17 protein-coding genes, 2 pseudogenes and 1 riboswitch are annotated in these 21,028 nt (G+C 40.0%); of the genes and pseudogenes, 15 read left to right on the forward strand and 4 right to left on the reverse strand.

Annotation, left to right across the window (positions count from 1 at the left end):
- Position 1 precedes the first annotated feature (1 nt).
- Both ftsZ and lpxC read left to right on the forward strand, forming a co-directional pair.
- A complete protein-coding gene (gene ftsZ, locus ACY45D_RS00865; protein ID WP_463108044.1) occupies positions 2-1,192 on the forward strand; it encodes a cell division protein FtsZ in 1,191 nt (396 codons plus the stop codon).
- Between the two features lie 125 nt (positions 1,193-1,317).
- On the forward strand, positions 1,318-2,220 hold the full coding sequence (gene lpxC, locus ACY45D_RS00870) for a UDP-3-O-acyl-N-acetylglucosamine deacetylase (protein ID WP_463108045.1): 903 nt from the start codon (positions 1,318-1,320) through the stop codon (positions 2,218-2,220).
- 97 nt (positions 2,221-2,317) lie between these two features.
- Here lpxC and ACY45D_RS00875 read toward each other — a convergent pair whose 3' ends face one another.
- Positions 2,318-2,767: a DUF721 domain-containing protein gene (locus tag ACY45D_RS00875; RefSeq protein ID WP_463108046.1), complete on the reverse strand. Its 450-nt coding sequence runs from the start codon at positions 2,765-2,767 to the stop codon at positions 2,318-2,320.
- Between the two features lie 106 nt (positions 2,768-2,873).
- Here ACY45D_RS00875 and ACY45D_RS00880 point away from each other — a divergent pair, with 106 nt between their 5' ends.
- The 4 genes and pseudogenes from ACY45D_RS00880 to ACY45D_RS00895 all read left to right on the forward strand — a co-directional run.
- On the forward strand, positions 2,874-3,575 hold the full coding sequence (locus ACY45D_RS00880; RefSeq protein ID WP_463108047.1) for a M23 family metallopeptidase: 702 nt from the start codon (positions 2,874-2,876) through the stop codon (positions 3,573-3,575).
- A gap of 274 nt (positions 3,576-3,849) precedes the next feature.
- Complete coding sequence (gene aceE, locus ACY45D_RS00885) at positions 3,850-6,549, forward strand: pyruvate dehydrogenase (acetyl-transferring), homodimeric type (protein ID WP_463108048.1); 2,700 nt, start codon at positions 3,850-3,852, stop codon at positions 6,547-6,549.
- Positions 6,550-6,551: 2 nt separating this feature from the next.
- Positions 6,552-6,777: pseudogene (locus ACY45D_RS00890) on the forward strand (biotin/lipoyl-containing protein); the annotation flags it as partial.
- Positions 6,778-6,875: 98 nt separating this feature from the next.
- Positions 6,876-8,537: pseudogene (locus tag ACY45D_RS00895) on the forward strand (2-oxo acid dehydrogenase subunit E2); the annotation flags it as partial.
- Between the two features lie 209 nt (positions 8,538-8,746).
- On the opposite strand, the gene ACY45D_RS00900 reads toward ACY45D_RS00895, so the two are convergent.
- The gene (locus tag ACY45D_RS00900; protein ID WP_463108049.1) at positions 8,747-9,418 is read right to left on the reverse strand and encodes a methyltransferase type 11; all 672 of its coding nucleotides are present in this window, start codon (positions 9,416-9,418) and stop codon (positions 8,747-8,749) included.
- A 73-nt stretch (positions 9,419-9,491) separates the two neighbouring features.
- Positions 9,492-9,648: riboswitch (yybP-ykoY riboswitch) on the forward strand.
- A gap of 88 nt (positions 9,649-9,736) precedes the next feature.
- Between ACY45D_RS00900 and ACY45D_RS00905 the strand changes: the two genes are divergently transcribed.
- From ACY45D_RS00905 to recJ, 7 genes are all read left to right on the forward strand, one after another.
- A complete protein-coding gene (locus tag ACY45D_RS00905) occupies positions 9,737-10,315 on the forward strand; it encodes a TMEM165/GDT1 family protein (RefSeq protein ID WP_463108050.1) in 579 nt (192 codons plus the stop codon).
- A 186-nt stretch (positions 10,316-10,501) separates the two neighbouring features.
- Positions 10,502-11,299 (forward strand): oxygen-binding di-iron domain-containing protein, encoded by a 798-nt coding sequence (locus ACY45D_RS00910; RefSeq protein ID WP_463108051.1) that lies wholly within the window; start codon positions 10,502-10,504, stop codon positions 11,297-11,299.
- A gap of 123 nt (positions 11,300-11,422) precedes the next feature.
- Positions 11,423-11,788, forward strand: a complete 366-nt coding sequence (locus ACY45D_RS00915) for a YkgJ family cysteine cluster protein (protein ID WP_463108052.1) — start codon at positions 11,423-11,425, stop codon at positions 11,786-11,788.
- Positions 11,789-11,960: 172 nt separating this feature from the next.
- The gene (gene guaB / locus ACY45D_RS00920; protein ID WP_463108053.1) at positions 11,961-13,427 is read left to right on the forward strand and encodes an IMP dehydrogenase; all 1,467 of its coding nucleotides are present in this window, start codon (positions 11,961-11,963) and stop codon (positions 13,425-13,427) included.
- A 118-nt stretch (positions 13,428-13,545) separates the two neighbouring features.
- Entirely contained in the window at positions 13,546-14,880 is a 1,335-nt protein-coding gene (gene glmM / locus ACY45D_RS00925; RefSeq protein WP_463108054.1) for a phosphoglucosamine mutase, read from the forward strand.
- 21 nt (positions 14,881-14,901) lie between these two features.
- Positions 14,902-15,558, forward strand: a complete 657-nt coding sequence (gene pdxH / locus ACY45D_RS00930) for a pyridoxamine 5'-phosphate oxidase (protein WP_463108055.1) — start codon at positions 14,902-14,904, stop codon at positions 15,556-15,558.
- Complete coding sequence (gene recJ / locus ACY45D_RS00935) at positions 15,559-17,262, forward strand: single-stranded-DNA-specific exonuclease RecJ (protein ID WP_463108056.1); 1,704 nt, start codon at positions 15,559-15,561, stop codon at positions 17,260-17,262. It begins immediately after the preceding gene.
- 72 nt (positions 17,263-17,334) lie between these two features.
- Here the strand turns inward: recJ and ACY45D_RS00940 are convergent, their stop codons facing one another.
- Complete coding sequence (locus tag ACY45D_RS00940) at positions 17,335-18,105, reverse strand: putative porin (protein ID WP_463108057.1); 771 nt, start codon at positions 18,103-18,105, stop codon at positions 17,335-17,337.
- A gap of 314 nt (positions 18,106-18,419) precedes the next feature.
- Positions 18,420-19,277: a putative porin gene (locus ACY45D_RS00945; RefSeq protein ID WP_463108058.1), complete on the reverse strand. Its 858-nt coding sequence runs from the start codon at positions 19,275-19,277 to the stop codon at positions 18,420-18,422.
- Between the two features lie 185 nt (positions 19,278-19,462).
- Here ACY45D_RS00945 and prfB point away from each other — a divergent pair.
- A protein-coding gene (gene prfB / locus ACY45D_RS00950; RefSeq protein ID WP_138920256.1) for a peptide chain release factor 2 occupies positions 19,463-20,558 on the forward strand; the annotation gives its coding sequence in 2 pieces (ribosomal slippage) (positions 19,463-19,534 and positions 19,536-20,558; 1,095 coding nt in all).
- A gap of 155 nt (positions 20,559-20,713) precedes the next feature.
- Positions 20,714-21,013 (forward strand): ArsR/SmtB family transcription factor, encoded by a 300-nt coding sequence (locus ACY45D_RS00955; protein ID WP_463108059.1) that lies wholly within the window; start codon positions 20,714-20,716, stop codon positions 21,011-21,013.
- The last annotated feature ends 15 nt before the right edge of the window (positions 21,014-21,028 follow it).

A 21,028-nucleotide genomic window follows, 5' to 3' on the forward strand; every position in this document is an offset into this window, starting at 1 on the left:
CATGGCTTCATTTGAATTTTTAGACGATGAACAAACCGATAACAACGGTCAAGCCCGTTTTACAGTGTTTGGTGTTGGTGGTGGTGGTGGTAATGCCGTACAACACATGGTGCAATCTGATATTAAAGGTGTGAAATTTGTTTGTGCAAATACGGATAAGCAAGCGCTTGATCGTATGAATGCACCATTCAAAATGCAACTGGGTGAGCAAAGTACGCGCGGTTTGGGTGCGGGTGCAAATCCAGATGTTGGTCAAATTGCTGCTGAAGAAAGCCGTGAGCAAATTCGTCAACACCTTGAAGGTGCGGATATGGTATTTGTAACCGCAGGTATGGGCGGTGGTACAGGTACGGGTGCTGCGCCTGTTGTTGCTGAAATTGCTCAAGAAATGGGTATTCTTACTGTTGGTGTGGTAACCACACCATTTAACTTTGAAGGTCGTCGCCGTCAACGTTCGGCTGAAAAAGGCATTGAAGCTTTAGAGCAACATGTAGATTCTTTAATTATCATTCCAAATCAGCGTTTACTCAGTGTTTATGGTGACATCTCTATGCAAGATGCTTATCGTAAAGCGGATGATGTTTTATTGAACGCAGTACGAAGCATTTTTGATTTAGTGGTTCGTCCAGGTCATATTAACCTTGACTTCGCAGATTTAAAAACGGCAATGAGTACACGTGGTTATGCCATGATGGGTGAAGGGAAGAGCAGTGGTCCTGACCGTGCTGAAGAAGCTGCACGTTTGGCGATTCGCAGTCCTCTATTGGACAATGTCAACATTATGAACGCTAAAGGGGTGTTAATTAACATCACTGGTGGTGCTGATGTTACTTTGCGTGAAACAGAAGTGATTACAGATGTTGTGAACCAAATTGTTGACCTTGAAGAAGGTGAAGTGTTCTTTGGTACAGTATTTGACCCAGATGCACGTGATGAAATTCGTGTGACTGTGATTGCAACAGGTTTAACGCGTAATGCAACAGATGCAAATGATGCTAAACGTAGAACACATGTGACCAATACAAGTACACATTTCCAGCAAGCTGCGCAAAATACTGTTGTCGATGAGGATGATATTCCTGCGATCAATAAGCGCCAAGAAGGTGCAATTCCAACTGCTGCGCCAAGTGCTGGCGCACGTTCTACGCCAATGAGTATTCAAGATTATTTGAAAAATCAACAACGTAAATAATTGATAATTCTTAAAAAGAATAAATATCATCGAAAAAGGTAGTGAGATTCATTACCTTTTTTGTTTTTTATCAATGGCTAAATGTGCTAACGTATAGCAGATTTAAAAATGAAGACCTAACCAGCATGTTGAAACAACGTACCCTGAAGCGAGTCGTTAAAGCGAGTGGCATCGGACTACATAGCGGACAAAAAGTCATGATTAACTTTTTACCGCATGTGGCGGATGGGGGTATTGTTTTTCGTCGTATCGATTTAAATCCGCCTGTGGATATTCCAGCGGATGCAATGCTGATCCAAGAAGCATTTATGTGTTCAAATTTGGTCAATCAAGAAACCAAAGTAGGAACTATTGAGCATGTGACCAGTGCGATAGCAGGCTTGGGGATTGATAACCTTATTGTAGAAGTGTCTGCGTCAGAAATCCCGATCATGGATGGGAGTGCAGGGCCATTCATTTATCTACTCATGCAAGGTGAGTTGATTGAACAAGATGCTCCGAAGAAATTTATTCGTATTTTAAAGCCTGTTGAAGCGTTGATTGACGATAAACGAGCAATTTTCACCCCACATGACGGGTTTCAGATTAATTTCACCATCGATTTTGATCATCCTGCATTTGCTAAAGAATACCAGTCTGCAACCATTGATTTTTCTACAGAAACCTTTGTTTATGAAGTCAGTGGTGCGCGTACCTTTGGTTTTATGAAGGATTTGGATTATCTCAAAGCCAATAATTTAGCCTTAGGTGCAAGTTTAGATAATGCAGTGGGTTTGGATGATACTGGTGTAGTGAATGAGGAAGGACTGCGCTTTGCTGATGAGTTTGTAAGACATAAAATTTTAGATGCTGTAGGTGACTTATATTTATTAGGACACCAAATTATTGCAAAATTTGATGGTTACAAATCAGGGCATGCACTCAATAATCAACTTTTACGCAATGTGAAAAATGATCCAAGTAGCTATGAAATTGTAACATTTGATGACGAGAAGTTGTGTCCAATTCATTTTGTGAATGTGATATAAGTCATTGTCTTTTAGAGGCTATGTTATATTGTAACAAATTTAAATGTGATTAATATCTCATTTTTTGCAATCTAAATTATAAAAATAGCGATTTTGTTTACTTTTTATTGCTTGCCAAACGTAGCAAAGCTTGGCTAAGCTTAGGGTCGCTCACAAAACTAGCAGCATTTTGTAACATTTCAGAGGTTGCTGGTTCGATGCTTTTTACAGTTTTATTGGATTGCAGGTTTTTTTCGGTATTATTGTTTGGGGTGCGTAAACGTAGTTGTAGTTTTTGTAAGTCACGTAACTCGTTCATTTGTGATAATTGAGAAATATACTGTTTTTGAAGATAACCGAGTTGACTAATCATGGCTTGATTTTCACCGGTGATGGTCAAAATACCGTATTGATAACAGACAACTTGCCATACTTCAGGTTGAGGTAATAGCGGTTGAATTAATTTAGTAAGTTTTTGCCATTCGGTGACTTGCTTTGTAAGAAACGATAAGTTTCCTGTTTTTATGTGCTGTCTTGTTGGTTGAAAGACGTTTTTCGGTTCAGACATACATTGTTCCTACATGGTCATGTCTTATCTTAAGCGCTCATTTCGGTTGATATCAAGGATGAGATCACACAAGAAACTTGATTAAGAGCAGTTTAAGAGGTTTTTTATGCATACGCGACGTATTTTATTGGCTTTTACTTTGGCAGCTTCTGCTGCTTCGGTTGCATTCGCAGATTTGGTACAAGTAGATTCAAGTTATTCTCAAACACCTGATCGTTTAGAACAATTATCAAAAACATTATCTCAAGGCTCTTATAGCCACCCAGATGACCTTGATCTTCCTGCAAGTGCAAAAGTAAATATTACTTTGCGTAGTCAGGACAAACCAATTGAACTGAATAATGCAACGATTGCTAAAAAATACGGTTCAAGCACGACTTCAACTAATCGCTATTCAGCAAATGCTCCATATTCATGGTTAGTGACGCATCCGCTTCCAGACATGAAGCGCGTAAGCTCTGATTTTGGTGGTCGTACTATGGGTGGTCGTGCAGAACACCATTCAGGTTTAGATCTTTCAGCGCCGAGCGGTACGCCTATTTATGCCACTGGTCCGGGTATTGTAACCAAATCAGGTTGGGGTACAGGTTATGGTCAATATGTTGAAATTAACCACGGGAATGGCTATATCACGCGTTATGCGCATGCTTCACGTTTAATTGCACGTGTAGGTGATCAAGTGAAAGCAGGCGAGCATATCGCTAATGTCGGTTGTACTGGCCGTTGTACTGGCCCTCATTTACACTATGAAGTAGTAAAAGATGGTCAGCGTAAAAATCCAAGTTCATACTTGGCAATGTTGCCTTAAGTCCTTTTTGGTCATCTGGTGTACATAATACTGAACCTAAAACATCTGTCGCAATGAATTAGATTGAGTATTTACATTATCACCAAATAAAATTTTGTTTGTATAAAAAACCGCCTAAATTGGCGGTTTTTTGTTGTTTCATGTAACGTTTGGTCAATGACTATTTAGTTCCTAAATATTAGTGACAATCCACATTCAGCTGTAACGATAACTTAACAAGCCCAAAACATGATACATATAATATATAGAAAACAGTTCATGGAGTAAGTGGCAAATGGCGTATTATGGTGATAGCGACGCTCAAGAAACCCAAGAATGGCAAGATGCCTTTGATTCAGTGTTACAGCACATGGGAACTGAGCGTGCTGCTTTTTTATTAGAAAAATTATATCAACAAGCAATCTCAAAACATGTTCCTATTCAGCGTTTAAATACACCTTACTTAAACACGATTACGGTTGAAGAATCTCCTGCTATGCCAGGCGATCAAGATATGGAACGTCGTATTCGTGCATTGATTCGTTGGAATGCTTTAGCAATGGTACTCCGTGCCAATAAAACAGGTGATGACTTAGGTGGTCACTTGGCAAGTTTTGCGTCTTCAGCAACTTTATATGATGTAGGTTTTAACCATTTCTTCCGTGCCAACAGCGACAGCTTTGGCGGTGATATGATTTATTACCAAGGACACTGTGCGCCTGGTATTTATGCACGTTCGTATTTGGAAGGGCGTTTAACTGAAGATCAACTCAACAACTTCCGTCGTGAAGTGGGTGGTCAAGGGCTTTCGAGCTATCCACATCCGTATTTGATGCCTGATTATTGGCAGTTCCCAACGGTGTCGATGGGTCTTGGGCCAATTATGTCTATTTATCAGGCACATATTCAAAAGTACCTGACCAATCGTGGTTTGATTAAAGATGAAAATCGCAAAATTTGGGCTTATCTCGGTGATGGTGAGATGGATGAGCCAGAAAGTTTGGGTGCGATTTCTCTTGCAGGGCGTGAAAAGTTAGACAACCTGATTTGGGTCGTGAACTGTAACTTGCAGCGTTTGGATGGTCCAGTTCGTGGGAATGGTAAAATTATCCAAGAACTTGAATCATTGTTCCGTGGTGCAGGTTGGCGTGTGATTAAAGTGGTATGGGGACGTCATTGGGATCCATTATTGGATAAAGATACTTCTGGCGCTTTAAAAGCACGAATGGATGAAGCATTGGATGGTGATTTCCAGCGTTATCAAGTGAAGGGTGGTGCATATACACGTGAGCACTTCTTTGGAAAATATCCTGAAGCTGAAGAGTTAGTCAAAACTTTAAGTGATGAAGATATCGATAACTTGAACCGTGGTGGTCATGACCCATACAAAGTTTATGCTGCTTATGCTGCTGCAATGACCAGTAATGGTCAGCCTACAGTAATCTTGGCAAAAACAGTGAAAGGTTATGGTTTATCTGATGAAATTGAAGCGGTAAATAAAACACACCAAATCAAAAAAATGCATTTGGAGTCGTTAAAGTATTTCCGTAATCGTTTTAATCTTCCATTTACAGATGATGAATTAGAAGAGCTTCCTTTTTATCGCCCAAGTGAAAATTCACCTGAATTGAAATATTTAAAAGCACGCCGTGAAGCATTAGGTGGTTATTTACCTGCTCGTCGTAAAGACAGTGTGGCTTTAGACATTCCAGATTTATCAATTTTTGATAGCGTTCTCAAAGGTAGTGGTGGCAAAGAACAATCAACCACGATGGTGATGGTGCGTTTAATTGCTGCATTGTTAAAAGATAAAGCCATTAAAGACCGTGTTGTACCGATTGTTCCTGATGAAGCTCGAACTTTTGGTTTAGAAGGTATGTTCCGCCAGTTGGGTATTTATGCTGCGCATGGACAGAACTATACCCCTGAAGACCAAGAACAGTTGATGAACTATCGTGAAGCAAAAGATGGTCATATGCTGAATGAAGGGATCAATGAAGCAGGTGCGATGAGTGCTTGGGCAGCGTTGGGAACCAGTTATTCAACCAATAACTTGCCAATGATTCCAATGTATATGTATTACTCTATGTTTGGTTTCCAACGTATTGGTGATCTTGCATGGGCAGCAGGTGATGCACAGGCTCAAGGTTTCTTGTTTGGTGCAACAGCGGGTCGTACTACACTGAATGGTGAAGGTTTACAGCATCAGGATGGTCATTCTCATATCTTAGCTAATACCATTCCAAATTGTATTTCTTATGATCCTTGTTTTGGTTATGAGTTAGCTGTGATCATTCATGATGGCTTAGAACGCATGTATGTGAACCAAGAGCGTGTGTTCTATTACTTGACGCTAATGAATGAAAACTATGATCAGCCTGCTTTACCTCAAGATGCCGTTGAGGGAATTAAGCGTGGTATGTATCTATTTGAAAAAGATGACAAAGCGACTGTTCAGTTACTTGGTTCAGGTGTGATTTTGCGTGAAGTAATCAAAGCTGCACAGATTTTACGTGATGAATACCAAATCCACTCAAATGTTTGGAGTGTAACAAGCTTCAACGAATTGTCTCGTGATGGTATGGCGGTTGAAGAGTTTAATCGTTTGCATCCATTGGAAGATGGTAAAGAGTCGTGGGTATCTCAGCAATTACGCGATACAAATGGTATCGTGGTTTCTGCAACAGATCATATGCGTGCTTATAGTGAACAGATTCGTGCTTATCTTCCAGACAACCGTCCTTATGTGACTTTGGGTACAGATGGTTATGGTCGTTCAGATACGCGTGCAAACTTACGTAGCTATTTCGGTGTGGATGCAGCGCATATCGTTGTTGCAACATTGAAAAAGTTAGCAGACGAAGGTGAAGTTGATGCACGTTTAGTGAAAGATGCGATTTCTACATTTGAACTTGATGTTGATCGCCCTGTCGCGTGGTTGCCGCAAGCTCATCCATCTACACAAGAAGTTGCGGCTTATACTGAGGAGAAATAATCATGCAAATTAAGACTCCTGATATTGGTGTAGATAAAGCCACCGTTGCAGAAATTTTAGTGAAGGTTGGCGATACGATTGCGGTGGATGACAGTATCGTTTTACTTGAGTCGGATAAAGCCTCTGTTGAAGTACCGAGTACTTCAGCAGGCGTGGTGAAAAGTATTGCAGTTTCAGAAGGTGATGAGGTTTCAGAAGGTGCAGTGTTGATTGAAGTTGAGTCAGCTGATGCATCTACTTCTGCTCAACCCGCTGTAAAAGCTGAACCTGCTGTGGACGTTAAGCCAGAAGTAAAACCAGAGGTACAGGCTGCGGTTGCTGCATCTGTGCCAGCGACTTCGAGTTCAACTCAAATTGTAGACGTTAAAGTTCCAGATATTGGTGTTGAAAAAGCGTTAGTTGGTGAAATCTTAGTTAAAGTTGGCGATGAAATTGCAATTGATGACAGTATTGTTGTGGTTGAGTCAGACAAAGCGACAGTAGAAGTCCCAAGTGCGGTTGCGGGTACAGTTGAAAGTGTTGTCGTAAAAGAAGGCGATAGTGTTCAAGAAGGTGTGGTTTTAATTACAGTTAAAACGGCTGGTTCAGCGGCAACAGTTTCACCGACTACGACTCAAGTTGCATCAGCAGCAGTGGCTGAAACTACAAAAGCTGAGGCTCCAAAAGCCGTGCAAGCAACTCAGTCTGGGTCAGTTGAAATCGCTGTACCTGATTTGGGTGTAGACAAGGCCAATGTTTCTGAGATTTTAGTCAGTGTGGGCGACCGTGTTGAAAAAGATCAAAGCTTGGTTGTTGTTGAGTCTGATAAAGCTTCTGTAGAAGTACCAAGTACAGTGTCAGGTACAATCAAAGCCATTCATGTCGGTACTAATCAAGAAGTGAAACAAGGTATGCCATTGGTCACGATTGATGGTATTGCGGATGTACAGCCGTCTGAACAAGCTCAAAAGACAGTTGCTGCGCAACCTCCTGCTAAAGCTGAGCCAAAACCTGTAGCTCAGGCAGAAACAGTGGTTGAGCCAAAAGCGCATGTTGCACATTCTTCAGATAAGTTAAGCAAAGAACAGCAAGCTGAAAATGCCAAAGTTTATGCAGGCCCTGCTGTGCGTAAGCTTGCACGTGAGTTAGGTGTTTTGCTTGCACAGGTTGATTCTTCTGGTCCGCACCAACGTGTGATGAAAGAAGATGTGTTTGCCTATGTGAAATCACGCTTAACGGCACCACAAAAAGCAGCGCCAGCTGTTGCAGCGGCGGTTGCATCAGGTTTGCCTGCATTACCAGACTTCAGTGCATTTGGTGGTGGTGAAGTTGCGGCGATGACACGCTTACAGCAAGTATCTGTTCCACAGTTGTCTTTAAACAACTTTATCCCACAAGTGACTCAGTTTGATCTTGCGGATATTACGGAGCTAGAAGCTTGGCGTGGTGAGTTAAAAGGTAAGTTTAAGCAAGAAGGTATTAGCTTGACGATCCTTGCTTTTATTGCCAAAGCAGTTGCTTTCTTGTTGAAAGAAGAGCCATATTTTGCAGGTCATTTGGCCGATGATCAAAAAGGTGTTTTATTACGCAATGAAATCCATATGGGCATTGCAGTAGCAACACCAGATGGTTTAACAGTTCCTGTACTACGTAATCCAGACCAAAAATCAATTAAGCAAATTGCAATTGAACTGGGTGAGCTCAGTAAAAAAGCACGTGATAAGAAACTTTCTCCGAAAGACTTACAAGGTGCAAACTTTACGATCACAAGTTTAGGTTCAATTGGCGGCACGGCATTTACACCGTTGGTGAATTGGCCGCAAGTGGCGATTTTAGGTATTTCACCTGCAACCATGCAACCCGTTTGGAATGGTTCAGGTTTTGATCCTAAGTTAATGTTGCCATTGTCATTGTCTTATGACCATCGTGTGATTAATGGTGCGGATGCTGCTCGCTTTAGCAATAAATTGACCAAGCTTTTAGCGGATATTCGTAATATTTTGCTTTAAAAGAGTTTGTTTGAATTTAAAACCTCGCTTAGGCGTAATGTTGACCAGTTAAGTTTTTTAAATCCTCAATAGTTCCTCTCTTTTCCTTGCGCCATATATGGCTCAGGGTTAGGGGAGATTCTTAAATGAGTAATCACTAAATTACTCTTAACTGACTGGCATTATTGCTTCGGCGAGGTTTTTTTATTGCTCATATTTTAGAGCTAATGTTATAAAAAATCGTCTAAAGATCTGCTGCGATCATATAGGGTTAAAGCCGAATCTGGATTCAAATTCCAGATTTGTGGTGGTTGGCATGTAGGATGAATGGCTTGCCATTGTGTTGTTTTGAGTTGTTCAAATGCTTTAAAGCTTTTTAAAAATAGAGTCCAAAGATGCATGTAGTTGAGCTTTGGGTCAGTATTTAGTTGAGCATAACCATGGGTTTGCCCATCGAGCAGTTTAAAATCAAATCCAATTAAAACAATATTCTTGGGTTGAAATAGATGTGCAATAGATAAGGCTTGTAAACCACAATTATTTCCATATACATGCTCAGTTGTTTTAAAAAGCTGATCTTGATTGGCATGGTGAATGGGCTGCATATGCATGACTGATTCAGGATAATTCTGATTGTTTCCCAAGCCACAGCCTGTTATAAAATCGCCTTTAAATTGAGTCTCCAATTGTGTTTGATATTTGATCCACCAACTGTAATCACTGTGATGGGTAATTTGTGCATGTGGAAAAAGTTCAAAAGCTTGGTTGCAGCAAATCACAAAGTGTTTAGGATCACGTAATGCGGTTAAATTCATCATTTTTATAGATGGGCCACCACCAATGATGAAAATCGTGTCTATAAATTTATTGTTTTGAATATATTGGTAAAAATGAGAAGTCATAAATGAGACATTATAAAGTTGGAATGATTTTTTGATAAAAAGATGAAAAAATTTTCAATGCATTGTAGACTATAAGCACTTCATTGGGGAGTAGCCGCTATTCACGATTTTTGGATCAGTGAATAGGTGATGGTCAACATAATTGTTCAACAGAACATGGTCATCATAGCAAAGAACCAATTTAGCTGATTTACTTAGTCAGTTATTTTTTGTTGGCAAGACCTTTGATTTATCACTCCGCATTGGATAGATAACTATTCATATAGGCTAGCGGGAGGGATAAGTCATCGGTATATATTGCTAGCCAGAGACTAAGATATGTTACATGCTTTCCTCATCTCTTTAGTGGTTGTTGCCTTATCTGAAATGGGCGATAAAACCCAACTTCTTGCATTACTTCTTGCTGCAAAATTTAGAAAACCGATCCCGATTCTCTTTGCAATTTTATTGGCGACCATTGTCAATCATGGTGTGTCTGCTGTATTAGGTCAATGGATTACCACTGTTCTCAGTCCTACTGTTTTATTATGGATCGTTTCGCTCGGCTTTATTGCAATGGCAGGTTGGATGTTGATTCCAGATGAGTTGGATGATGAGTCTGAGAGCATCAATAAATGGCAGAAATATGGTGTGTTTGGGGCAACTTTCGTGTTGTTCTTCCTTGCTGAAATTGGGGATAAGACGCAAATCGCCACAGTTGCTTTAGCTGCTCGATTTGACAGTGTGGGTTGGGTGACGATCGGTACAACGCTTGGGATAATGTTGGTAAATGCACCTGCGGTATTTATTGGTAATAAATTGGCAGATAAATTACCGATTTCACTTATTCACAAAATTGGTGCAGCAATTTTCTTTATTATTGGTGTTGCAGCTTTGGTGCAACATTATTTTCTATAAAAACCAGTCTTACTTTTAACGTGTAACGAACCCAACTTGATGTTGGGTTTTTTATTGTTGGGTAAAATATTAATTTAAAAATCACGAAAATAATTATTAAACTTCGGTTGTATATTCATTGTCAGTTTGAATAAAACCTTATATGTTGTATGGGAATAATTAAAGATTAATTTTAAAAGGTTTTTTATGGCTTTAGATCGCACCACGTCACAAGTATTGTTTGATAATGGGACACATAAATGCATCAGTTTTACCAGTTTGGTTAAAGGGGAAGGTGTACAAGCCAATCAATTTTTAATTCTCAATAATGAGCGTGCGGCAGTTTTAGATCCAGGTGGGGATTTAACTTATGTACCATTAACTATGGAATTGAATAAATACACACGCCTACAAAATTTAGACTATGTGATGGCATCGCATCAAGACCCTGACATTATCACCTCTATGCCACGTTGGCTTGTATATACCGATGCAAAAGTAGTTGCTTCAAAATTATGGGCACGTTTTTTACCGCATTTAAACTCTGCTTTTATGAGTGATCGTATGAAAGGCGGCTGGTTAGAGCGATTAATTGAGTTGCCTGACCAAGGTGGTTCAATCCCTTTAGGCGAAACACGAATTATTGTGGTTCCTGCTCACTTTTTACATTCAGTAGGTAATTTTCAATTCTACGATCCAATTTCAAAGATCTTATTCTCGGGTGACATGGGGGCATCGATTGTGGATGATGCTTCTACGCCTATTGAGAATTTTGCATTGCATATTCCAACAATGCGTGGTTTTCATCAGCGCTATATGTGTAGCAATCGTATTATTCGCTTATGGGTCAAAATGGTTCGCCAAATGGATATTGAAATGATCGTGCCACAACATGGCAAACCATTTGTGGGTAAAGAGATGGTAAATCAGTTTTTGGATTGGATTGAAAATTTACAATGTGGCGTAGATTTGATGGATGAATCCGTGTTCACTTGCCCTGAATGAGTGCGATAAAATACTGCTTTAAATTCGACATATTTTTTTAATTGTACTCGACTAAAATCTACTGCAAATCTCCTGTATTTGGTTAAAATGGAGGAGGCTTTTGACTTCGAGAATTTTAAAAATATGTTGTCTCAAATTTCTGCACAGGATGCGTGCTTAACCTGCGGTGCATGTTGCGCCTTTTTTCGAGTTTCCTTTTATTGGGCTGAAGGGGAAGTCATGCCTCCTGATTATGTAGAGCCTTTAACAGCGGTTTACTCTTGTATGAAAGGGACCAATCAGCAACAACCCCGTTGTATTGCATTGGAAGGGACTGTTGGGCAACAGGTCAGTTGTAGTATGTATGAATCACGCAGTTCATCATGCAAAGAAGTACAAGCAGGCGATAGCCAATGCGCCAAAGCACGCCATGCACATGGGTTGATTCCTTTGATTGATGTGGAAATGATGCAGCCCAGTAATAATGAGAATTTTGATCAAGTTTGTTAATCAATCATCTGATTTTGAAAACGATAAATTGAGTATTAAAAGGCGAAGGACGGCTTTCGCTTTTTCGTTTTTATATCTTTGTACAATGATTTACGATTATTTCTACAATAAAAATGAAATTTACCTCTAAATTTGTTTATAATAGCGCACGGAAATTACCAGTGAGACTGTTATGTTGACCATCGTTCAAGAAGCGCTAACCTTCGATGATGTCTTATTACTCCCTGCCTACTCTACTATTCTCCCAAAAGATGTCTCTTTAAAGACACGCCTGACTCGTGGCATAAATTTGAATATCCCAATGGTTTCAGCAGCAATGGATACGGTGACTGAGTCACGTATGGCAATTGCGATGGCACAAAATGGTGGTATTGGTATTCTACATAAAAACATGGATATTTCTGCTCAAGCTGCGGAAGTTCGTCGTGTGAAAAAATTTGAAGCGGGTATGGTGAAAGATCCAATTACCGTGACACCTGAAACAACGATTCGTGAATTGATCGCAATCACGCAAGCCAACAACATCAGTGGCGTGCCAGTTGTGAAGGACGGTAAAGTTGTAGGGATCGTGACAGGTCGTGATACACGATTTGTGACTAGCTTAGAACAGCCTGTCAGCAATATCATGACTGGACAAGATCGTCTTGTTACAGTGCGTGAAAATGAATCTAAAGAACATATCCAAGCATTATTGCAAAAGCACCGTATTGAAAAAGTACTGGTGGTTGATGACCAAAATGCTTTAAAAGGTTTGATTACGGTCACTGATTTCCGTAAAGCAGAATCTTATCCAAACAGCTGTAAAGATGACTTGGGTCGTTTACGTGTGGGTGCTGCTGTCGGTACTGGCGCAGAAACACCAAGTCGTGTTGAAGCATTGGTTGAAGCAGGTGTCGATGCGATTGTTGTGGATACAGCACATGGTCACTCAGCAGGTGTGATTGAGCGTGTACGTTGGGTTAAAGCCAACTATCCACAAGTTCAAGTGATTGGCGGTAATATCGCAACAGGTGATGCTGCTTTAGCATTACTGGATGCTGGTGCAGATGCCGTAAAAGTCGGTATTGGTCCGGGTTCGATCTGTACAACACGTATCGTTGCAGGTATTGGTATGCCTCAGATCTCTGCAATTGACAGTGTTGCGAATGCGTTGAAAGACCAAATCCCTTTAATCGCAGATGGTGGTATCCGCTTCTCTGGTGATATGGCGAAGGCGATTGGTGCAGGTGCAAGCACGATTATGGTGGGTTCACTTATGGCAGGTACTGAAGAAGCGCCGGGCGAAGTTGAATTTTTCCAAGGTCGTTACTACAAAGCGTATCGCGGTATGGGTTCATTGGGTGCGATGGCAGGTGCAACAGGTTCTGCGGATCGTTATTTCCAAGACTCTAAAGCGGGTGCTGAGAAGCTCGTTCCAGAAGGGATTGAAGGTCGTGTACCTTACAAAGGTCCAATGGGCAATATCGTACATCAGATGATGGGTGGTTTACGTTCATCAATGGGTTATACAGGTTCTGCAACGATTGAAGATTTACGTCAAAATGCAAAATTTGTGAAAATCACTGCTGCGGGTATGCAAGAGTCGCATGTGCATGATGTAACGATTACAAAAGAAGCGCCAAACTATCGTGTAGGCTAATCTTTCGTAGTATTTTTATTGAAAAAAGCCGTCAATTTATGACGGTTTTTTTATTTTGGTGTAAAGTGGTGCAATTGAAAAATTGATTGTTATACAACACATAATAAGTGGGTAAAAAATGAGTTATTTTGGAACAGATGGTATTCGTGGACAATTTGGTCAGCTCCCAATTACCCCTGAATTTGCGCTTAAATTAGGCTTTGCTGCAGGAAAAGTATTAAAACAAATTAGTCCGAAATCTAAACCGATTGTGGTGTTGGGTAAAGATACTCGATTATCAGGTTATATTTTAGAGGCAGCTTTACAAGCAGGCTTAAATGCCGCGGGTGTTTATGTACACTTATTGGGTCCATTACCTACACCTGCGATCGCACATTTGACACGTGCATTGCATGCCAACTTAGGTATTGTAATTTCAGCATCGCATAATCCGTATTTTGATAATGGTATTAAATTCTTTTCAGATGAAGGAAAGAAACTGCCAGATTCAATTCAAGAAGCGATTAATAAAGAACTTGAAAAAGATATCGTTATTGAAGACAACGCAAACTTAGGCAAGAGTGTGCGTGTTAAAGATGCCAATGGTCGCTATATTGAGTTTTGCAAATCAACATTCCCATACCATTTTAACTTACGTCATTTAAAAATCGTGGTGGATTGTGCCAATGGTGCAGCTTATAGCGTAGGCCCTGCGGTGTTCCGTGAGTTAGGTGCTAAAGTCATTGCACTTTACAACGATCCAGATGGTTTAAACATCAATAAAGATTGTGGTTCTACCCATCCTGAATGCTTACAAAAGGCAGTGGTTGAGCATCAAGCCGATCTCGGTATTGCTTTTGATGGCGACGCTGACCGTGTGGTTTTGGTTGACCGTTATGGCAAGTTGGTCGATGGTGATCATATTCTTTATATTCTTGCGACTCAGGCAAGCACTAAACCAGCAGGAATTGTGGGTACAGTGATGAGTAATATGGCGCTTGAATTGGCACTTGAAAAGGCGGGTGTACCTTTTATACGTGCCAATGTTGGGGATCGTTATGTGCTTCAGAACCTAGAAGAAAATAATTGGGTGGTGGGCGGTGAACCATCAGGGCATATCTTAACTTTGGACAAGAGCACGACAGGTGATGCGATTATTGCCGCATTACAAGTGTTGACCGTGTTAGTTGAGCAAAATAAATCTTTAGATGAATTGGTTGCAGATTTCAAAGTTTTTCCAAATGTATTGGTCAATGTTCGACTTGAACAGATGATTGATCCGTTTGCGATTCCTGCGTTGGTGAATGAATTTAAGCAAGTTGAAGAAAAACTCAAAGGTCGTGGTCGTATCCTGATTCGTAAATCAGGTACTGAGCCTGTAATTCGTGTTATGGTTGAAGGTGATAATCTACAAGAAGTGACTGATTTAGCAAATCATTTAGCAGATTCTGTACGCCAACATGCCAATGCTTAGTCTTTAAAAAAGGTAAGGTTTATGAATAATGTGATTAAAGATTTGAGTGAGTTGAGACTGACTTATCAAAAGGGTGAACTGCATGAGGAACAGGTGGATGAACAGCCACATGAGCAATTTCTCAATTGGTTCAATCTTGCTTTAGAAGCAAAGTTACATGAACCTTATGCCATGTCATTGGCGACAGCAAATGCACAAGGTCGCCCGCATGTACGCACGGTTTTATTACGTGGAGCAACAGAAGCGGGTTATGACTTTTATACCAATTATGACAGTCAAAAGGGTTTGGATTTAGCTGAAAACCCTTATGCAGAATTATTGTTCTATTGGCCAGAGCTTGAGCGCCAAGTGCGTGTCGCTGGACATGTGGTGAAAATCTCTGAACAAGAATCAACAGATTATTATCATAAACGACCTCGTGACAGTCAGATTGCGGCACATATCAGCACACCACAAAGTGGTGTAATTGAAAGTCGTGAATTGTTGCAACAACGCTTTCAAACACTGCATGATCGAGTCGATGAGCAGCAAGCATTATCTAAGCCAGAGTTTTGGGGTGGTTATCGTTTAGAACCGAACTACTATGAATTTTGGCAAGGTCGTCCAAATCGCTTACATGACCGTTTGACTTATGAACGTGTTGACCATGTATGGAAACTACAACGTTTGATGCCATAAATGCAAAATATCCAAATAAAACAACGTCCATTTCTAACACGCCCTGAACAATTTCAGGGCGTGTCACCCTTTATTGCTGAAATTTTGGCACGTCGTGGTGTGCAGTCTGAGCAAGAGCTTGATTTAAAATTAAAATATTTACTTGCACCAAAAATGAAGGGTTTAGATCAAGCCATTCAAATCATTGACCAAGCGATTGATGAAAATAAAAAAATCGTCATCGTTGGGGATTATGATGCAGATGGCGCAACCAGTACGGCACTGATGATTTTGGCGCTGCGAGAAATGGGTGCCAATGTTCAATATTTAGTACCCGATCGTTTTAAGTATGGTTATGGGTTAACCCCGAAAATTGCCGATTTAGCTTTTGAAAGCTTTCAACCAGATTTATTGATTACTGTTGATAATGGTATTTCCAGTCATGCAGGTGTTGAGCAAGCGCAAGCGCATGGCATGCAAGTGATTATTACCGATCATCATTTAACCACAAAAGAAACGCCTAAAGCCGAAGCCGTGGTCAATCCAAATCAATTAGGTTGTGAGTTTCCAAGTAAAGCCTTGGCAGGGGTTGGGGTTGCTTTTTATTTATTGGCAAATTTAAGCAGTCATCGTGGAAAACTAGGTAAATTGACTGCAAAAATGCCGCAGTATTTAGATTTGGTGGCATTGGGAACCTATGCCGATGTTGCGAGTCTAGATTATAACAATCGGATTTTGGTTGATGCAGGGGTTAAACGCATTCAGCAAAACTTATGCCGTGTTGGTATTAGTGCATTATTGGACATTGCAGGGCGTGATCCCGCAGAACTGAAAGCTTCTGATTTAGGTTTTGTATTAGGCCCTCGGATCAATGCTGCTGGGCGTATGGAAACCATGGATATCGGGATTGAATGCTTATTAGCAACCGATATGCAAACAGCTTATGCATTGGCTCGACAATTGAATGATTTAAATCTAGAGCGTCGTCAAGTTGAATCTCAAATGAAACAAGAGGCACTGCTTGCACTTGATGGATTACAGCTTGATCAGGACAATTTACCTGCGGCATTGGTGATGTTTGAAGAACATTGGCATCAAGGGGTGATCGGGATTGTTGCAGGGCGTTTAAAAGAACAGTTTCATCGTCCAAGTATTATCTTTGCAGCAGACAAAGATGGTGTTCATATCAAAGGTTCGGCACGTTCAATCGATGGGATTCATATTCGAGACAGTATTGAAAAAGTCGCTGAGCAGTGTCAGCATTTGGTCAGTCATTTTGGTGGACATGCAGCAGCAGCAGGTTTAACCATTCAAAAACAACATTTTGAAGAATTTAAACAGATATTTACTCAACTGATTGCACAATCAGAAGATGAGTTGTTTCAAGCCACCTTATGGACAGATGGTGAGTTGCCAAGTCAGGCATTTCAAATCCAAACCGTTGATACCATTGAAGCTTTAGGGCCGTGGGGGCAAAAATTTCCTTCACCTGTGTTTGAAGGTCAATTTCAAATACTGGATTATCGTTGGTTAAAAGAGGTACATCTCAAATTAAAATTGGCTTTGGAGAATGGTCAATCTGTGGATGCGATTGCTTTCAATGCATTGAATAAATTTAATTTTGATCCTATGCAAAAGCATGTTCGTATTGTTTATGAGTTAGATAAAAATCAGTTTAATGGCAATGTGAGTTTGCAGTTAAGAATGCTGCATTTAGAGCATTAACAATGATCATTCACGATACTGAATTGAATAAAAAACCGCTCAAATTGAGCGGTTTTTTTATAGGGCTGTAAATTAGAAGCGGTAACCTGCACGTACACCATAGGTGTTGTAGTCATCACCGAAACCAACACGACCTTCAAGGCTGACTTGTTGATTTAAGAATTTCTTCGCAGAAATACCGAATTCATCACGTTCAGTTAAATCGTTGTTATAGTAATCTGCACCAACACTTAAGGTTTTGTCTAAATACAAGTCTGTACGTACTTTATATTCATCTAGATCACCAAAAGCGCCATAAGCTTCAAAGTTGGCATCGTATTGACCGACTTTGGTTACATATTTGGCACGTACTGTTGGGTCTGCACCATCGTCACCATTTTTTTCATCATAACCTGTGACACCTAAAGCAAGTAATAAACCAGGTGCGGGTAAATAACCGACTTCTGCGCCGTATGTTGTAACTTTAGCGTCGATCGAGGTGTCATCAACTTCAAGCTCATTACGCGCTACACGACCACTCACATAGAAATCGCTGTTAGGGATATAGTATTCAAGACCCGCGCCATATTGCGTATCTTTGATGCCGTCGTTATCAGCATACTCTACATTGGCTTTTACATTACTGGCACGATCAAGGAAAGCGGCTTCATTGAGTGGTGAATTACGAATCTGAACAGGGTTAAAGTAATAAGTACCATCTACACCGAAATTATGGGTTGCGTCATAATCGTCCCAATCAGCATAGGTATAAGAACCGCCCACTTCCGCTTGATACGCATGTGCTGCTGTACCTGTCATTGCGATAGTAGATAGAAGCGCTGATGCAATTGCTAACTTTTTCATGGATTCTTCCCCCAGTGGAAATGATTAGGCTAAAAAGTTTTTAAATCTTTTGTTACATCTTGAGTCTAGTTTGAATAGAAAACTCGTCAACATTAGCAACGTAACAGAATTGTAGTTATTGGAGGTTTGTGTAACTTTTTATATTTAAATATATGATAAATAATAAAAATATTCTATGTTTAATTTTATTAAAACTGTGTAGATAGTGTGGAGAATGATAGTAGTTAAGTGAATAGTAAATATATTTTGTAATAAAAAAGGCATTTTTAAGAAAAATGCCTTTTTAGAATTTATGCTATTGAAGTGTCAAAAAATTAGAAACGTAATGTTCCATTAACATTAAATGCTTGTACATCGTCACCAAAACCAATAGCACCGCCGACTGCAAACATATCATTTAAGAAGTATTTGCTACGAATAGAAAAATAATCTACATCGTCATCGCCATTGTCTTCAAAGTTATAAGCAGCACCTAAGCTAAAAGCTTTATTAAAATAATAATCTCCGCCAACAGTGATGTTATCTTCATCACCAAATACGCCATCTGCTTCTAAATTGATATATTGGTCAGCATTGCCTACGGGGAAGACGTATTTCGCTTTGAGTGCAACAGCATTATCTTCATCGTCTTCATCATCGCCGTTATAACCGTCTACACCAACAGCAAGCAATAAATTACTCATCGGCATGTAGCCGACTAAAGCACGATAATTGGTACGATCGTATTCATCTTTATTGTAGTCAGAACCATAAGAGAATTGTTCTTTCTCTTGGTATTTTTCATGATTCATTCCGATATCAGCATTAAAATAGAATTGTTCATAAAAATATTCTAAACCAACGACAAAATTATGATTTTGAAATTCATCTTTTTGGGTGCCAGTAGAGCCCATTTGATCTGCTATGGTATAACGGTCACTTTTAAGTTCGGTATAATCGTATGCGCCGTATACATTACTGGCATGCGTTAAATAAGCACCTTCATTTAAAGGGCCTTGTTTAGATTGCACAGGTGCGAAATAAAATGTGCCAAGCAGATTGAGTTGGTTGTCAGAATCTGTGTAGTCATCATCATGATTTGTATAGGTATAACCTGCATCGATTTGCGCAATGTAGGCAAAGCTTGAGCTGGTCATTGCTGTTAAGAGCAAAGCAAGAAAAGAACGTTTCATAGAATCCTCATGGAAGGGTTATTGTTGTCTATTGTTTAATGGTTTTTAAAAATAATGAGCCATTGTTCACAAAAAATACAGTTCGGTCAATTGTTTTGTTAAATAAAAATGCAATATCTCAACTTTTTCTGCACTGTGGTAGAATATTGCCGAATTAAAAGACGTCAAATGTGAGATTAAAACTCGTGGAAATTAATCCTTATTTAAACCAGCTAAAAGACTTAAATGACCGTGGTCTAACACTACGGGGGTATCTTTGACTACGATCTGAAGAAAGAGCGTTTAGAAGAGGTTCTCCGCGAGTTAGAAGACCCTGCCATTTGGAATGACCAAAGCCGCGCGCAGGCGATGGCCAAAGAAAAGGGTGAACTTGAAAATGTCATCAATGTGCTAGAAGGCTTAGCCAATCAACTTGAAGATGCCAAAGCAATGCTTGATTTGGCAGTCGAGGCTGATGATGAAAGCTTGTTGGCTGATGTGCAAGCTGAGCTTGATTCAAGTGAAGAAGAATTAGCAAAACTTGAATTCCGTCGTATGTTTAGTAATCCGATGGATCCAAATCCATGCTATGTCGAAATCCAAGCGGGTTCAGGTGGTACAGAAGCACAAGATTGGGCTTCAATGCTACTGCGTATGTATATGCGTTGGATTGAGCGTCATGGTTTCAAAGCTGAATTGATGGAAGAATCAGACGGTGATGTGGCAGGGATTAAATCGGCAACCATTCGTGTTGAAGGTGAATATGCTTATGGATGGTTGCGTACAGAATCAGGTGTACATCGTCTAGTTCGTAAGTCGCCGTTTGACTCAGGTAACCGTCGTCATACATCATTCTCAGCGGTATTTGTATCGCCTGAAGTCGATGACAATATTGAAATTGATATTAATCCTGCGGATGTACGTACCGATACTTATCGTGCGTCTGGTGCAGGTGGTCAGCATATTAACAAAACCGATTCAGCAGTGCGTTTAACGCATGCACCAACAGGTATTGTGGTGGCTTGTCAGAACCAGCGTTCACAACATGCGAACCGTGACCATGCTTGGAAGCAGTTACGTGCCAAACTCTATGAATTAGAGATGCAAAAACGTAATGATGCAGCTAAAGCACTTGAAGACACTAAGTCTGATATTGGGTGGGGCAGCCAAATCCGTTCCTATGTTTTGGATGACTCTCGTATCAAAGACTTACGTACCAGTGTAGAAAGTTCAAATACAGGTGCTGTATTGGACGGTGACTTAGATAAGTTTATTGAAGCAAGCTTAAAACAAGGCCTATAAGCCTTAAGTTTGTAAATTAAATACTTAACAAAAGCAAAGCTTTAACAGCTAGTTACATTAATATCTAAAATATTCGATATAATAATCGAAAAAATACGATATAGTGTATTCAAGATGCTGAACAGAGCTTTGCACTTTTATTGAATGTGTCTAAGATGGATATTGATTTAATTTTTAAAGCATTGGCAAATCCGACTCGACGACAAATATTGGAGTGGTTGAAAAATCCACAACAGTTTTTATCGGAAGAGCAATGCGGTGGCTTTAATCGTGGTGTCTGTGCAGGGAATATCGAAAAACTCGGTAATGTCTCTCAGTCAACGATGTCTAATCATTTATCTGTATTACAACAGGCAGGTTTAATTCAGGCAGAAAAATATGGTCAATGGTCATATTTTTCTCGCAATGAAGCTTTAATTCAGCAATATATTGAATATCTACACAACTCACTTTAAATCCTTTTCACTATT

The sequence above is a fragment of the Acinetobacter sp. BZX-2 genome, assembly GCF_055179795.1.

Excerpts from the sequence above, each read along its gene's own strand:
- lpxC (WP_463108045.1), top strand. The coding sequence starts at position 1,318 with ATGTTGAAACAACGTACCCTGAAGCGAGTCGTTAAAGCGAGTGGCATC.
- ftsZ (WP_463108044.1), top strand. The coding sequence starts at position 2 with ATGGCTTCATTTGAATTTTTAGACGATGAACAAACCGATAACAACGGT.
- ACY45D_RS00900 (WP_463108049.1), bottom strand. The coding sequence starts at position 9,418 with ATGACTTCTCATTTTTACCAATATATTCAAAACAATAAATTTATAGAC.
- ACY45D_RS00905 (WP_463108050.1), top strand. The coding sequence starts at position 9,737 with ATGTTACATGCTTTCCTCATCTCTTTAGTGGTTGTTGCCTTATCTGAA.
- guaB (WP_463108053.1), top strand. The coding sequence starts at position 11,961 with ATGTTGACCATCGTTCAAGAAGCGCTAACCTTCGATGATGTCTTATTA.
- aceE (WP_463108048.1), top strand. The coding sequence starts at position 3,850 with ATGGCGTATTATGGTGATAGCGACGCTCAAGAAACCCAAGAATGGCAA.
- ACY45D_RS00875 (WP_463108046.1), bottom strand. The coding sequence starts at position 2,767 with ATGTCTGAACCGAAAAACGTCTTTCAACCAACAAGACAGCACATAAAA.
- ACY45D_RS00945 (WP_463108058.1), bottom strand. The coding sequence starts at position 19,277 with ATGAAACGTTCTTTTCTTGCTTTGCTCTTAACAGCAATGACCAGCTCA.
- ACY45D_RS00940 (WP_463108057.1), bottom strand. The coding sequence starts at position 18,105 with ATGAAAAAGTTAGCAATTGCATCAGCGCTTCTATCTACTATCGCAATG.
- recJ (WP_463108056.1), top strand. The coding sequence starts at position 15,559 with ATGCAAAATATCCAAATAAAACAACGTCCATTTCTAACACGCCCTGAA.
- glmM (WP_463108054.1), top strand. The coding sequence starts at position 13,546 with ATGAGTTATTTTGGAACAGATGGTATTCGTGGACAATTTGGTCAGCTC.
- ACY45D_RS00880 (WP_463108047.1), top strand. The coding sequence starts at position 2,874 with ATGCATACGCGACGTATTTTATTGGCTTTTACTTTGGCAGCTTCTGCT.
- ACY45D_RS00955 (WP_463108059.1), top strand. The coding sequence starts at position 20,714 with ATGGATATTGATTTAATTTTTAAAGCATTGGCAAATCCGACTCGACGA.
- ACY45D_RS00910 (WP_463108051.1), top strand. The coding sequence starts at position 10,502 with ATGGCTTTAGATCGCACCACGTCACAAGTATTGTTTGATAATGGGACA.
- ACY45D_RS00915 (WP_463108052.1), top strand. The coding sequence starts at position 11,423 with ATGTTGTCTCAAATTTCTGCACAGGATGCGTGCTTAACCTGCGGTGCA.
- pdxH (WP_463108055.1), top strand. The coding sequence starts at position 14,902 with ATGAATAATGTGATTAAAGATTTGAGTGAGTTGAGACTGACTTATCAA.